The organism is Tardiphaga sp. 841_E9_N1_2 (assembly GCF_051811065.1).
In the GTDB taxonomy this organism is placed as follows: Bacteria; Pseudomonadota; Alphaproteobacteria; order Rhizobiales; family Xanthobacteraceae; genus Tardiphaga; species Tardiphaga robiniae.
Window position 1 is genome coordinate 3,367,468 of sequence record NZ_JBPWQC010000001.1, and the last position, 12,787, is coordinate 3,380,254.

Genomic DNA, 12,787 nt, shown 5'->3' on the forward strand with positions numbered 1-12,787 from the left:
GATTGAATTGCTTCGTCGCATCACACCTTGCCTGAACGTGGCGAGCGTTGCCGCGCTTAGGCAAGTATCGGCTGCAGGGATTGCGCTGCGAGGCGCCAGACCGCACATGGGTTTGCGGTTGGCGCCGCATCGATCTGCTTTACGAAGCGCACCTGCTTCCAATCGCCCGGCGTCGGCGCGAATGTGAAGCCGGCCTTGCGGGCCAGTACGAGCATTGCCTCGTTTGAGCGCAATGTATCTCCGAAGAGGTGGTCGGCTCCGAGCGCAGCAGCACGGCATTCCAAATTGGACATGAGTGCCGCGCCGATGCCCTGCCCTTGCATGGAATCGGCCACGGACAGGCCCAGTTCGAAATGGGACGTCGCTTCATCGAACGCGTAGCGGGCCTCGCCGACAATGGTCTCCGAGCCATCGCGCGAGATCGTCGCGACGACCGAGAAACTGTCGGCCTCGCCGACATGGATGAACTTATCGAGCTGCCCCGCCGGCAATTCGCTGGCGGCGCCCATCAGGCGATTGTAGCGCGACCGCACCGACAGGCCGCGGAAATAGGCCTGCAACGCGTCCGCATCGTGAAGCTCGACAAACCGAACCGTCACCGCGGCGCCACTGCGTGACATCACCACATCGGAATACTGACCGAGGTCATCGAGGTCGAGATGTTGCATGACAGTTGCTCCCGGACGATCGGACCGTCTTTACGCGCGCCAGAACGGCTTGCTGGCCTCGGCCATCACGTCGCCCACCGAAAGGCCGGCGTCGTGGATGTCACGCTCGCTCCAATGGGCCAGTTCGCGGCGTTGATGGGCGCGCTCCCGCCAGACGTGGAATGTCTCAGCGATGGCCGCCACGCTGAGCGGGGCATGATGATTTGTCATCGATTCATGGGTGCAAGTAGACATTTTGCTCTCCTGAAGCTAAATTTACTTAGAAAATATCGGCTTCATTCTCACATTGCACAAACGACATTGTGCACCGCGTCACATGACACAAACTCATGTGTGGCAAGAGCAGTGGATCGCCAGGGAGAGAGCGCGGATGAGCACCCGGTTGCCGTCACTCAACGGGCTGCGCGCCTTCGAAGCCGCCGCACGCCATCTGAGCTTCACCAATGCGGCGAGCGAGTTGAACGTCACGCAGACGGCGATCAGCCATCAGATCAAGCGGCTGGAGGACGAACTCGGTCTCAAACTGTTCGTTCGGCAGAACCGCGCGCTCGCACTCACCCCGCAAGGACACGACTACCTGCCGGGCGTTCGCGCCGCCTTCAACGACCTGCGTCTTGCCACAGACCGACTCAAGCGCCGCGACAATGATCACGTGCTGACCGTGAGCACGCTGGCATCGATGGCGTCGAAATGGCTGCTGCCGCGCATCTCAGCGTTCCAGAAAGCCCATCCCGATATCGATGTGCGCATCACGACGTCGACAAGCATGGTCGATTTCAAGAGCGGCGATGTCGATGCTGCGATCCGCTACGGTCGCGGCCAGTGGCCGGGCTTGCGTGCCGACTGGCTCACCGCCGATCATCTGTTTCCGGTGTGCAGCCCGGCGCTCCTGACCGGCAAAAAGGCGCTGCGACAGCCGCAGGACCTTGCCGGCTATACGCTGCTGCATTCGAGCGGCGGCTATGACGATGACTGGCGGCTCTGGCTCACCGCGGCCGGATTGCCAACCGATATTTCGAAACAGCCCGGCCTGACCTTCGACATGATCTTCATGACCCTGCAGGCTGCGATCGACGGGCTCGGCGTCGCCATCGGCCGCACCACCTATGTGGAGGGCGATCTCGCCAAGGGCCGGCTGGTGGTGCCCTTCGACATGCGCATGCCCGCCGACGCCGGCTTCTATCTGGTGTCCCCCGAAGCCTCTTCCGACTCGCGGAAGCTGAAGGCCTTTCGCGACTGGCTGCTCTCGCAGGTCCCGCCGGAACGTGACAGTTCTGGCCGCTGATCGGCATCGTCGACATCACGTGTTCGCGAGCAGATCGCCATCCGAAACATGCTAGAAGTCTGGCCTGTTTCGGAATGGAGCTTGCGATGAATCGGACGACACTGGCCGCGGTTTTCACCCTTCTGGCGCTGGCGCCCGCGCTCGCACAGCAGGCGTCCACACCGCCGGCAGCACCGCCGCCACCCGACTTCTCAAAGGTCGAGATCAAGACCACGGATCTCGGTGACGGCGTCTACATGCTCGAAGGCCAGGGCGGCAACATGACGCTGGCCACGGCCAAATCGGGCGCCATCCTCGTCGACAGCCAGTTTGCCCCGCTGCATGACAAGATCAAGGCGGCCATCGCCGCGGTGACACCGCAGCCGGTCAAGTATCTCGTCAACACGCATTTCCACGGCGACCATACCGGCGGCAACGAGGCCTTTGCCAACGAAGGCGCGACCATCGTTGCCAACGTCAAGGTCAGAACCCGCCTGAAAAAAGGCACCACGAATTTCCTGACCGGCGCACAGAATCCGCCCGCGCCGAAGGCGGCGCTGCCAACCAACACCTACACGCATCAGCTCAAGCTCAGCCTGCGCGGCCGCATCGCCGAACTGCGCCATCCCGACAACGCGCATACCGATGGCGACACCTATGTCTACTTCAAGAGCGCCAATGTCATTGCGACCGGTGATACATTCACCAATGGCCGCTATCCCAATATCGACGTTCTCAACGGCGGCAATATCAAGGGCATAATTGCAGCGACCGACGCCTATCTGAAACTGGCGAACGACACCACCAAGATCGTTCCCGGCCACGGTCCGCTGGCGAACAAGGCTGCGCTGGTCGACTATCGCACCATGCTGGTGACGGCGCGCGATCGCATGGCCAAGCTGATCAAGGAGGGCAAGACGGAAGACGAGGTTCTGGCGGCTAAGCCATTTGCCGATCTCGACGCCAAATGGGCACCGAACGAGACCGCCAGCAAGAATTTCATTCGCGCTGTCTATGGGGCACTGGCGAAGAAGCCGTGGATCAGGCCCTGGTCAAAACCTTGGGGGAAGAAGTCATGAGAGATCTCATTCCCCTCGCCGAGAAGATTGCCATTGAGCTGATCGCGCGCAAGCAGACCATCGGCATAGCTGAATCCTCGACCGGCGGTTTGATTTCCGCTGCACTGCTCGCAGTGCCCGGTGCCTCCGCCTATTTCATCGGCGGCGGCGTGATCTATACGCGCGATGCACGGCGCGTATTGATGGATATTTCCGATGACGTGTTTCGGATACCGGGCATGCGCTCGTCTTCAGAGCCCTACGCACAACTGCTGGCGACGCAGATCCGCACCCGCCTCGGCTGTGACTGGGGCCTGTCGGAAACCGGCGCCACCGGCCCCTCCGGCAATCGTTATGGCGACGCCGCAGGCCATAGCTGCATGGCCGTCGCCGGCCCGCGAAACGAGGTCATGACGCTGGAGACCGGCAGCAACGACCGCTCCGGCAACATGCACAGTTTCGCGCAGACGGCGCTGACGTTCCTGCTGAAGAATTTGGCGGGGTAAGAAGGCGTCAGGCCGGCAGTGCCGCTGCCGCCTGCTCCGCCAGAATACACCGCACCACGCGATTGTCGGCGAGTTCGACATTCGGCGGCGCCGCCTCGACGCAACGCGGCTGGGCGAATTTGCAGCGCGGCGCGAAGGAGCAATTCACCGGCGGCTTGTCGAGCGACGGCGGCGTACCCGGAATCGTCTCCAGACGCGCCCCGCGCTTGGCGCCGTGCACGGTGGAGGCCAGCAGCCCCTGCGGATAGGGATGCACGGCCGAGCGTACGATCTGGCTTAGCGTGCCCTGCTCGACGATCTGGCCGGCATACATCACGGCCACGCGATCGCAGATTTCGATGGCCACGCCGATATCGTGCGTGACGAAGATGATCGACATGCCGAATTCGCGCTGCAGCTCGCGCAGCAGCAGCAGGATCTGGATCTGCACGGTGGCATCGAGCGCAGTGGTCGGCTCGTCCGCGAGCAGGATCTTCGGCTTGCAGGCCAGCGCCAGCGCGATCATTGCGCGCTGCCGCATGCCACCGGACATCTCGTGCGGATAGGCATCGAGGCGACGCTTGGCCGACGGAATGCGCACGACTTCGAGCATTTCGAGCGCGCGCTTCACGCCCTCGGCCTGGCTCTTCCCCTCGTGCCGCATCACACTTTCGGCAATCTGCTGGCCGATCGTATAGACCGGATCCAGCGCCAGCGCCGGCTCCTGGAAGATCATCGACACCGTCTGGCCGCGAAATGCCGAGAGTTCGTCATCGTTGAGTGCCAGCACGTCCTTGCCGAGCACATTGACCGTGCCAGTGATCTGCGTGCGCTTCTTCGGCAGCAGCCGCATCAGCGCGCGCAAGGTGACGCTCTTGCCCGAACCGGACTCGCCGAGCAGGCCGAGAACCTCGCCTTCGCCGAGCGTGAGGTTGAGATCGTTCACCGCATAGACGGTCCGTTCGCCGCCGAACCGGACGTTGAGATTGCGAACCTCGATGAGATTACTCATGCCAACTCCGGGCACTGTTTGTGGAAGTCCGTGGCGCGCTGGAACGCCGCACCGATGGTCAGCAACGTCGCTTCATCGAACGGGCGACCGATCAGCTGCATGCCCACCGGGAGTTTCGACTTGGTGAAACCCGCCGGAATCGAGAGACCGGGCAGACCGAGATAATTGATCGGGCGCGTGAAGCGCGTCAGGCGCTGGATCATCGCTTCAGCACCCGAGCTGTTGCCGACATCGGTCTCGGCAATGGTCGGAGCCGCGCCAGGCGAGACCGGAGCGAGCACCGCATCAGTGCCGGTCACCGCAGCAAGATAGGCCGCAAGTGCAGGACCGCGCCAGCGCAGTGCCTCGATATAGGAGACGCCGGTGATCGCGAGACCGTTCTGCAACCGCATCAGGACCTGCGCGCCGTAATCCTGCGGGCGCTCGATCATCCAGCGCTTGTGCATCGCCGCAGCTTCCGTCGCGAGCACGAACTGGCAGGCCGCCGTGAGCTGGCCCTGATTGGGCAGATCGACTTCGACGATCTTGACGCCTTCATCCTTCAGCGTCGCGATGGTGTTCTGCAGGATCGCAGCGGTATCGGCATCGAGATCGTCGACATAGAATGCCTTGGGAATGCCGACCGTCATGCCTTTGGCGGACGCACGCGTCGCCGCCATGTAGTCCGGCACAGGGCGCGTGCTGGTGGTTGGATCGAGCGGATCGGCACCAGCCATCAGGCCGGTCAGTAGCGCGCAATCCTCTACCGTACGTGCCAGCGGGCCGACGGTATCGAGCGATTGCGACAGCGGCATCGCGCCGGCGCGACTAACCAGACCCACCGTTGTCTTCAAGCCGGACACGCCGCAGAAATGTGCCGGCAGACGGATCGAGCCGCCGGTGTCGGAGCCGAGCGCCGCAAATGTGAGACGCGCTGCGACGGCCGAGCCCGAACCCGACGACGAACCACCCGTGACGTGATCGACATGCCAGGGATTATGCACGGCGCCGTAATGCACGTTGTGACCGAGCGGGCCATAGGCGAACTCAACCATCTGCAACGAACCGAGCCGCACCGTGCCGGCATCCTTCAGGCGTTGCAGTGACGTTGCCGTCGTGGTCGCAACCCAGTCGCGGCGAATATGCGAGCCGCATGTCACGACGTGCCCTTCGTCGTAATACATGTCCTTGTGCGCCAGCGGCACGCCGTGCAGTGCGCCGCGACTCTGCCCCTTGGCGAGCGACGCATCGGCCGCGTCCGCCGCCTTCAGCGCTGCATCGGCCTCGATCGACATGTAGGCGTTGAGGCTCGGCTGAGACTTCACAGCGCGATCGAGGCAGGACTGCGTAGCTTCGCGCGACGAAATTTTCTTCGTGGCGATCGCGTCAGCGACGTCCGTCAGCGACAGCAATGCGGGTTCGGCGACACTCATTTGGCAGCCTTCGTATTCTGAACAGAGAGGAAGGTCGCGGGCTCGAGATCAAACGGCAGCGTCCCGGCGACGGCCGCGAAGCCTTCAAAGGCCGGGCCGATCGAATTGGCGATGCGCTCCGCAACCTCGTCGGATGCGGGAAGGCCGCTGACTTCGGTCAGCGCCTTGATCTGCTTGGCAGTCGGTTTGGTCATGTCAGTGCGCTCCTGCAGCAGGTGCTTTGCTGTGTCCCGAACCCCGGATCGCCATGTAACAGGCGGCCTGGTGGCCGGTCACGGTGATTTCCGTCAGCTTCGGCGTCGCCTCGCCGCACATCGCTTCGGCAAAGGGGCAGCGTGTGTGGAAACGACAACCAGACGGTGGATCAATCGGGTTCGGCGGATCGCCTGTGATCGGCGGCGTTTCCGTGCGATTGTCGGGATCGGATGACGGCATCGCGGCGAGCAGCGCCCGCGTATAGGGATGCGCCGGCCCGTCCCAGACCTCGTCCACCGGGCCGAGTTCAACGACCTCGCCGAGATACATCACCAGCACGCGGTCGGAGATGTAACGCACCACGTTGAGATCGTGGCTGATGAACAGATAGGTCAGGCCGAATTCGCGCTTGAGGTCGACCAGCAGGTTGAGCACCTGTGCCTCGACCGATTTATCGAGCGCCGAGACCGCTTCATCGAGAATGACGAGACGCGGCGACAGCGCCAGCGCACGCGCGATGTTGACGCGCTGCCTCTGGCCGCCGGAGATTTCATGCGGATAGCGATTGGCGAACGTCTCGGGCCGCAGACCGACCTTTCCGAGCAGTTCGCGCGCCAGCAGCCGCGCGGCCTTATCCGCCATGCCGTGCACCTTCGGTCCGAAGGCGATCGATTCTTCGATGGTCAGACGCGGGTTGAGCGAGGCATAGCTGTCCTGGAACACCATCTGCATGCCGCGGCGCAGCTCGCGTAACGAGAGCTCGCGCCCGACAGTGCGGCCGTCATAGATGATATCGCCGGAATTGCGCGGCATTAGATGCATCAGCAACCGCGCCGTCGTCGATTTGCCGCAGCCGGACTCGCCGACGATGCCAACGGTTTCACCCTTGGCGATGGCGAACGACACATCGTCCACCGCGCGCACGGTCTTGCTCGGCGCGAACAGCCCGCCGCGCACGGGGAAATGCTTGGTCAGGCTGACCACCTGCAACAACGGCTGCGCAACACCGCCGATGTCTTCCAGCGGCTCCAGCTTGTCGATTTCTTCTACAATATCACTCATGCCATCAGTTCCGGATGTCCATGGCACTGCGCATGCCGTCGCTCAGCAGGTTGAAACAGATCGACACGGCGAAGATCATCGCGCCGGGGAGTGCTGCTACCCATGGATTGACGTAGATCGCGGTGCGCAGCGTGTTCAGCATCAGACCCCATTCCGGCTCCGGCGGCTTGGTGCCGAGGCCGAGGAACGACAGGCCGGCAGCGAGGATCATCGACACCGAGATCAGGCCGGTGGCGTAGACAAAGATCGAGCCCAGCACGTTACCGAGCATGTGCACCCGCATGATGGTGAAGGCATTCGCGCCGGAGGCACGCGCGGCTTCCACATAATCCATGTTGCGCACGCCGGTGGTGACGCTTTCAGCGACACGCGTGATCTGCGGCACGAAGACGATGGTCAGCGACACGATCGAATTGACGATGCCGGCACCCAGCGCGCCGGAAATCGCAATGGCCAGCAGTACCGACGGGAACGCGTAGAACACGTCGACGGTACGCATGATTGCGGTATTGAGCTTCCCGCCGACATAGCCGGCCACAACGCCAAGCCCCGTCCCGATGAAGAAGGCAAGGATCACCGGCAGGATGCCGATCAGCAGCGACAGTCGCCCGCCATAGATCAGGCGCGCCAGCATGTCGCGGCCGAGTTCGTCGGTGCCGAGCGGATAGTTGGGTGTGCCGATGAAACGCAGACGGCGAATCATCGAGCCCTGATAGGGATCTGCGAGATGCAGATAGGGCGCAAAGATCGCCGCCAGGAAGATCAGCAGCAGAATGAACGCGCAGGCCATGCTGACCTTGTCGCGCACGATGCGGCGGCCCACCGTGGCCCAATAGCCGCGAGCCTTGGTGGCAGGCGCCGCCTGCAATGCAGTGTCCGTCATCGCGGTCATGAGAGGATATCCAGCATGGTCAGCTCCGCTTGATGCGCGGATCGATCGACGCCTGCGCGATATCGACCAGAAGATTGAGGAACACGAAGAACAGCGCCAGCACCAGGATCGTGCCCTGCAGCAGCGGCAGGTCGCGCTGGAAGATCGCGGAGTTTAAAAGAAGCCCCGAACCGGGCCACGAGAACACGGTCTCGATCAGGATCGAACCGCCGAGCATATAGCCGAGCTGCAGGCCCATCACGGCCAGCGCCGTCGGCGCCGCATTCTTGATGACGTGACGAAACACCTTGGTTTCCTGCAGGCCCTTGGCACGCAGCGCCTCGACGAAATCCTGCGACAGGATATCGCCGGTCAGCGCACGCACCGTACGTGTCACGATGCCCATCGGAATGACCGAGGTCGTGATCGCCGGCAGTACGAGATATTTGATGTGCTCCCAGTCCCAGGCCCATGAGCCCGAACCGCCTGGCCCGGCGCCTACCGCAGGCAGCCAGTTGAGCTGCACCGAGAAGATGATGACCAGCACCATACCGAGCCAGTAGTGCGGCACGGACACGCCGGCGATGGCGATCGAGGTCGCGACCTTGTCGATCCAGGTATCGCGGAAATAGCCGGCGATCAGCCCGAAAAACAAACCGAGCGTGAAACCGATGACGGCGGCGGCGATGGCCAGCGTCACGGTATTGCCGACGGCTTTCATCACCTCCGCCAGAACAGGACGTCCGGTGGCGATGGAGCTGCCGAGATCGCCGTGTAGCGCGCGCCACAGCCAAAGGCCGAACTGAACAGGCAGCGGACGATCGAAGCCGTAAGCGACGCGCAGTTGCTGCGCCAGCTCCTGCGATGCGTCAGCGGGAAGAATGGCAACGAGAGGATCGCCAGGCGTGATGTGCACCAGCAGGAAACACACCAGCGCCACGCTGAGGACGATAGGAATCACATAGACGACGCGTCGCGCGATGTAGACGAACACTGATCACCTTCGATTCAGAAACTCTGCCTCCTCGTTCGTCATGCCCGGGCTTGACCCGGGCATCCACGTCTTTGCAGCGAAGAAGGCGTGGATGGCCGGGTCAAGCCCGGCCATGACGTGGAGAGGTTCGTGCGAATATCGACTGCACAATGTGCGGCCGATATTCACTTGTTGCTTACGGCGTGATCGACACCGGCGAGAAGTCGACGAACCAGCTCTTCGGCTGCACAAAGCCCTTGATCTTCGGGCTCAGCGCACGTGGACCGACGTCGTGGGCCACGTAAAGGAAGGCTGCGTCGTCGACCGAAGCAGCATGAAGCTCGGCGAGCGCCGCGTCACGTGCCGTCGCGTCGAAGGTGGTGCGTGCCTTGGTCACCAGTTCATCGAACTTCGGATTGTTGATGAAGCCCCAATTGTTCGAGACCGGCGGCGCCATCGACGACTGCAGGAAGCGAACAAGTGCGAAGAACGGATCCATCGCCGCATAGGTGACGTTGGTGGCGTTGGAGCCGTTCGCCGAGGGATCCTTGACGCCGCGGCGCCAGTTGGTGAACAGCGTGTTCCATTCGATGACGTCGAGCTTGACGTCGAAGTAGCACTCCGCCAGCGCCTGCTGCAGATATTCGTTCATCGGCAGCGGCAGCATCTGGCCGGAGCCGGACGCCGAGGTCTGCGTCTTCACTTCGAGCTTCTTGGTGGGACCGTAACCGGCTTCCTTCATCAACGCTTGTGCTGCCTTCAGATCATACTTGATCTCGAAACTCGGCTTGCCGCGCCATGGATGACCGGGCTCGAATGTGCCGGTCGCCGGCACCATCAGCCCGGCGAGCAGACCGTCCTTCAGGCCTTCGCGATCGATGCAGAGATTGGCGGCCTTGCGGACGCGGATGTCGTTCCACGGCGAGCCTTCGGCACGGGAGAACTGCCACGGCCAGACATGCGGCTGCTCGTTCTTCTCGATCTTGAAGCCGCGTGCGGTGATTTCCTTGACCGCGTCAGGCGCCGGCGCCTCGACCCAGTCGACCTGACCGGACAGCAGCGCAGCGGTGCGTGCGTTGGCTTCCGGCATCGGCAGCAGCACCATCTTGTCGGTCTTCGGAACGCGGTCCTTGTTCCAGTAGGCGTCGTTCTTCACCAGTTCGAGACGCTCGCGCGGCGTGAACTTCGACATCTTCCACGGGCCGGTGCCGGAGGCTTCGCGCGCGAAGGCCGCCCATGCGGCCTGCGACTTGGCCTTGGCATCGGCGCCTTCGGCCTTGTCGAACAGCGCCTGCCACTTCGTCGGGCTCACCATAAAGAGGTTGGTGAGATTGATCGGCAGGAAGGAGTCCGGCTCCTTCGTGGTCAGCTCGACGGTCATGTCGTCGATCTTCTTGGCCGACACCAGGGTCGGCATGCGCGAGGCGGTCACGCCGACCTGGCTGGCGTCGAACTGGACTGCATCTTGTTTGAGCACCTTGTCCACATTCCAGACCACGGCATCCGCATTGAAGGCCGAACCGTCGTGGAAAGTGACGCCGGGACGCAGTTTGAAGGTCCACTTCTTCTTGTCGGCGTCGTCCACTGCCCACTCAGTGGCGAGCGCCGGGATAACAACACTCGCTTTGGTCGCGGACGACAGATCCCAGCCGGTCAGGCCGTCATACATCGTATTGCCGGTGAAACGATTGCCTTCGAAGCCCTGATCGGGCTGGCCAAGCGTGCGCGGAATATCGGCAGCGGTCATGCCGATGCGCAGCACCGTCTCGGCGCGCGCCACCTGTGGCAAGGTCAGGGCCGTGGCGAGCGTCAGCAAGGTGACTGCTGTCGCGAGACGGCTCTTTGTCGGCTTTTCGATACGCATCGTAATCAGTCCCTCTTGGCTTTGGATGACACGTTGGCTTTCGCCAGTGTTGGCTTGTTCTAAACTGGCTAATTCTTATGCAACGCTTGTGCCAAGGCCTGCAACCTTGCAGCGCAATGACTCAAACTGCGGCACTGCAGCACACCAGCACACACCAACCGTCCGATATGCCCAATCTGGCATCAGGATTGCAGGTATCTAGCGGACAATATCCCACCATACGGAGTCTGGTTTATGCGCGTTCGAAGCTCGTTATTTGTTGCGGCCATCGCCGCCGTCATAAGCGCAGCCGCGCCGGCGCAAGCCGAAACGGTGGTGCGCTATGGCATCTCGATGGCGGACGTGCCGCTGACCACAGGCCAGCCTGATCGCGGCGCCGGAGGCTACCAGTTCACCGGCTACACGATCTACGATCCGCTCGTCGCCTGGGAAATGGATGTCGCCGATCGTCCCGGCAAACTCATTCCCGGCCTCGCCACCGAATGGAAGGTCGACGATACCGACAAGACCAAGTGGCGCTTCACCTTGCGCAAGGGTGTCAAGTTTCACGACGGCAGCGACTTCAACGCCGATGCGGTGATCTGGAATCTCGACAAGGTGCTGAACGAGAAGGCGCCGCAATTCGACAAGCGCCAGAGCGCGCAGGTCAAGACCCGTCTGCCCTCGGTCGCGAGCTACGCCAAGATCGATGACGGCACCGTCGAGATCACCACCAAGAACGTCGACTCCTTCTTCCCCTATCAGATGCTCTGGTTCCTGGTCTCCAGCCCGGCGCAGTACGAGAAGGTCGGCAAGGATTGGGACAAGTTCGCATCGCAGCCCTCGGGCACCGGTCCGTTCAAGCTGACCAAGCTCGTGCCGCGTGAACTCGCCGAACTCAGCAAAAACTCCGACTATTGGGACAAGAAGCGTATCCCGAAAGCTGACAAGCTCGTGCTCGTCCCGATGCCGGAAGCGCTCACCCGCACCAATGCCCTGCTCGCCGGTCAGGTCGATCTGATCGAGACCCCTGCTCCCGACGCTGTGCCGCAGCTCAAGGGCGCCGGCATGAAGATCGTCGACAACGTCACGCCGCATGTCTGGAATTATCACCTCAGCGTGCTGCCGGGTTCGCCCTGGACCGACGTCCGCCTGCGCAAGGCGCTGAACCTCGCCATCGATCGCGATGCCGTCGTCGCGCTGATGAACGGTCTCGCCAAGCCCGCCATCGGCCAGGTCGATCCGTCGAGCCCGTGGTTCGGCAAGCCGACCTTCAAGATCAAATATGATCTGGCCGAAGCCAAGAAGCTGGTGAAGGAAGCCGGCTACGGCCCGGAGAAGCCGCTGAAGGCGACCTTCATCATCGCCAATGGCGGCACCGGCCAAATGCTGTCATTGCCGATCAACGAATTCCTGCAGCAGAGCTTCAAGGAAATCGGCGTCGAGGTCGAATTCAAGGTCGTCGAACTCGAAGTGCTCTACACCGCGTGGCGCAAGGGCGCGGCTGACGAGAGCATGAAGGGCATCACGTCCAACAACATCGCCTACGTCACCTCGGATCCCTTGTACGCCATCGTCCGCTTTTTTCACTCCGGCCAGATCGCACCGGTCGGCGTGAACTGGGGCGGCTACAAGAACCCGAAGGTCGATGCGCTGATCGACGAAGCCAAGAACACCTTCGATCCGAAGAAGCAGGACGAGTTGCTGGCCGAAGCCCATGCGCAGATCGTCGACGACGCCGTGCTGGTCTGGGTCGTTCACGACACCAACCCGCATGCGCTGTCGCCGAAGGTGAAGAAGTTCGTGCAGGCCCAGCACTGGTTCCAGGACCTGACCACGATTGGTCTGGACTGAGCCTCTCTGGTCCACTGCGAAATCAGGAAGCGCCGCCGAGCAATCGGCGGCGCTTTTTCTTGCCGTGCATGTGGTCGCGGAACGCGGATA

Annotated in this window: 13 protein-coding genes; 4 read left to right on the top strand and 9 right to left on the bottom strand. The window is 62.4% G+C overall.

What is annotated here, in order from left to right; translation table 11 throughout:
- Positions 1 to 56: 56 nt before the first annotated feature.
- Positions 57 to 668: a GNAT family N-acetyltransferase gene (locus tag AB8A50_RS16235; protein ID WP_439078299.1), complete on the bottom strand. Its 612-nt coding sequence runs from the start codon at positions 666 to 668 to the stop codon at positions 57 to 59.
- Positions 669 to 698: 30 nt separating this feature from the next.
- On the bottom strand, positions 699 to 902 hold the full coding sequence (locus tag AB8A50_RS16240) for a DUF1127 domain-containing protein (RefSeq protein ID WP_120287053.1): 204 nt from the start codon (positions 900 to 902) through the stop codon (positions 699 to 701).
- 136 nt (positions 903 to 1,038) lie between these two features.
- On the opposite strand from AB8A50_RS16240, the gene AB8A50_RS16245 reads away from it, so the two are divergent.
- The 3 genes from AB8A50_RS16245 to AB8A50_RS16255 all read left to right on the top strand — a co-directional run bounded on the left by AB8A50_RS16245 (position 1,039) and on the right by AB8A50_RS16255 (position 3,496).
- Positions 1,039 to 1,953: a transcriptional regulator GcvA gene (locus AB8A50_RS16245; RefSeq protein WP_439078300.1), complete on the top strand. Its 915-nt coding sequence runs from the start codon at positions 1,039 to 1,041 to the stop codon at positions 1,951 to 1,953.
- An 86-nt stretch (positions 1,954 to 2,039) separates the two neighbouring features.
- Entirely contained in the window at positions 2,040 to 3,011 is a 972-nt protein-coding gene (locus tag AB8A50_RS16250) for an MBL fold metallo-hydrolase (RefSeq protein ID WP_439078301.1), read from the top strand.
- Positions 3,008 to 3,496, top strand: a complete 489-nt coding sequence (locus AB8A50_RS16255; protein ID WP_089265976.1) for a CinA family protein — start codon at positions 3,008 to 3,010, stop codon at positions 3,494 to 3,496. Before AB8A50_RS16250 ends, AB8A50_RS16255 begins: the two co-directional genes overlap by 4 nt.
- A gap of 7 nt (positions 3,497 to 3,503) precedes the next feature.
- Here the strand turns inward: AB8A50_RS16255 and AB8A50_RS16260 are convergent, their stop codons facing one another.
- The 7 genes from AB8A50_RS16260 to AB8A50_RS16290 form a co-directional block, all read right to left on the bottom strand.
- A complete protein-coding gene (locus AB8A50_RS16260) occupies positions 3,504 to 4,487 on the bottom strand; it encodes an ABC transporter ATP-binding protein (RefSeq protein WP_089265975.1) in 984 nt (327 codons plus the stop codon).
- On the bottom strand, positions 4,484 to 5,899 hold the full coding sequence (locus AB8A50_RS16265) for an amidase (protein ID WP_439078302.1): 1,416 nt from the start codon (positions 5,897 to 5,899) through the stop codon (positions 4,484 to 4,486). The genes AB8A50_RS16260 and AB8A50_RS16265 overlap by 4 nt, the downstream gene beginning before the upstream one ends.
- Positions 5,896 to 6,093 (bottom strand): hypothetical protein, encoded by a 198-nt coding sequence (locus AB8A50_RS16270; protein WP_089265973.1) that lies wholly within the window; start codon positions 6,091 to 6,093, stop codon positions 5,896 to 5,898. The genes AB8A50_RS16265 and AB8A50_RS16270 overlap by 4 nt, the downstream gene beginning before the upstream one ends.
- 1 nt (position 6,094) lies before the next feature.
- Positions 6,095 to 7,156: an ABC transporter ATP-binding protein gene (locus tag AB8A50_RS16275; RefSeq protein ID WP_439078303.1), complete on the bottom strand. Its 1,062-nt coding sequence runs from the start codon at positions 7,154 to 7,156 to the stop codon at positions 6,095 to 6,097.
- 4 nt (positions 7,157 to 7,160) lie between these two features.
- Positions 7,161 to 8,039: an ABC transporter permease gene (locus AB8A50_RS16280; RefSeq protein ID WP_170849596.1), complete on the bottom strand. Its 879-nt coding sequence runs from the start codon at positions 8,037 to 8,039 to the stop codon at positions 7,161 to 7,163.
- A gap of 28 nt (positions 8,040 to 8,067) precedes the next feature.
- Complete coding sequence (locus AB8A50_RS16285; RefSeq protein WP_439078304.1) at positions 8,068 to 9,021, bottom strand: ABC transporter permease; 954 nt, start codon at positions 9,019 to 9,021, stop codon at positions 8,068 to 8,070.
- A 175-nt stretch (positions 9,022 to 9,196) separates the two neighbouring features.
- The gene (locus AB8A50_RS16290; protein ID WP_439078305.1) at positions 9,197 to 10,864 is read right to left on the bottom strand and encodes an ABC transporter substrate-binding protein; all 1,668 of its coding nucleotides are present in this window, start codon (positions 10,862 to 10,864) and stop codon (positions 9,197 to 9,199) included.
- Positions 10,865 to 11,098: 234 nt separating this feature from the next.
- Here AB8A50_RS16290 and AB8A50_RS16295 point away from each other — a divergent pair, with 234 nt between their 5' ends.
- The gene (locus tag AB8A50_RS16295) at positions 11,099 to 12,697 is read left to right on the top strand and encodes an ABC transporter substrate-binding protein (RefSeq protein WP_439078306.1); all 1,599 of its coding nucleotides are present in this window, start codon (positions 11,099 to 11,101) and stop codon (positions 12,695 to 12,697) included.
- The last annotated feature ends 90 nt before the right edge of the window (positions 12,698 to 12,787 follow it).

Bases quoted from the DNA above. Each gene is read 5' to 3' on its own strand.
- AB8A50_RS16235 (WP_439078299.1), bottom strand. From the start codon at position 668: ATGCAACATCTCGACCTCGATGACCTCGGTCAGTATTCCGATGTGGTG.
- AB8A50_RS16240 (WP_120287053.1), bottom strand. From the start codon at position 902: ATGTCTACTTGCACCCATGAATCGATGACAAATCATCATGCCCCGCTC.
- AB8A50_RS16245 (WP_439078300.1), top strand. From the start codon at position 1,039: ATGAGCACCCGGTTGCCGTCACTCAACGGGCTGCGCGCCTTCGAAGCC.
- AB8A50_RS16250 (WP_439078301.1), top strand. From the start codon at position 2,040: ATGAATCGGACGACACTGGCCGCGGTTTTCACCCTTCTGGCGCTGGCG.
- AB8A50_RS16255 (WP_089265976.1), top strand. From the start codon at position 3,008: ATGAGAGATCTCATTCCCCTCGCCGAGAAGATTGCCATTGAGCTGATC.
- AB8A50_RS16260 (WP_089265975.1), bottom strand. From the start codon at position 4,487: ATGAGTAATCTCATCGAGGTTCGCAATCTCAACGTCCGGTTCGGCGGC.
- AB8A50_RS16265 (WP_439078302.1), bottom strand. From the start codon at position 5,899: ATGAGTGTCGCCGAACCCGCATTGCTGTCGCTGACGGACGTCGCTGAC.
- AB8A50_RS16270 (WP_089265973.1), bottom strand. From the start codon at position 6,093: ATGACCAAACCGACTGCCAAGCAGATCAAGGCGCTGACCGAAGTCAGC.
- AB8A50_RS16275 (WP_439078303.1), bottom strand. From the start codon at position 7,156: ATGAGTGATATTGTAGAAGAAATCGACAAGCTGGAGCCGCTGGAAGAC.
- AB8A50_RS16280 (WP_170849596.1), bottom strand. From the start codon at position 8,039: ATGACGGACACTGCATTGCAGGCGGCGCCTGCCACCAAGGCTCGCGGC.
- AB8A50_RS16290 (WP_439078305.1), bottom strand. From the start codon at position 10,864: ATGCGTATCGAAAAGCCGACAAAGAGCCGTCTCGCGACAGCAGTCACC.
- AB8A50_RS16295 (WP_439078306.1), top strand. From the start codon at position 11,099: ATGCGCGTTCGAAGCTCGTTATTTGTTGCGGCCATCGCCGCCGTCATA.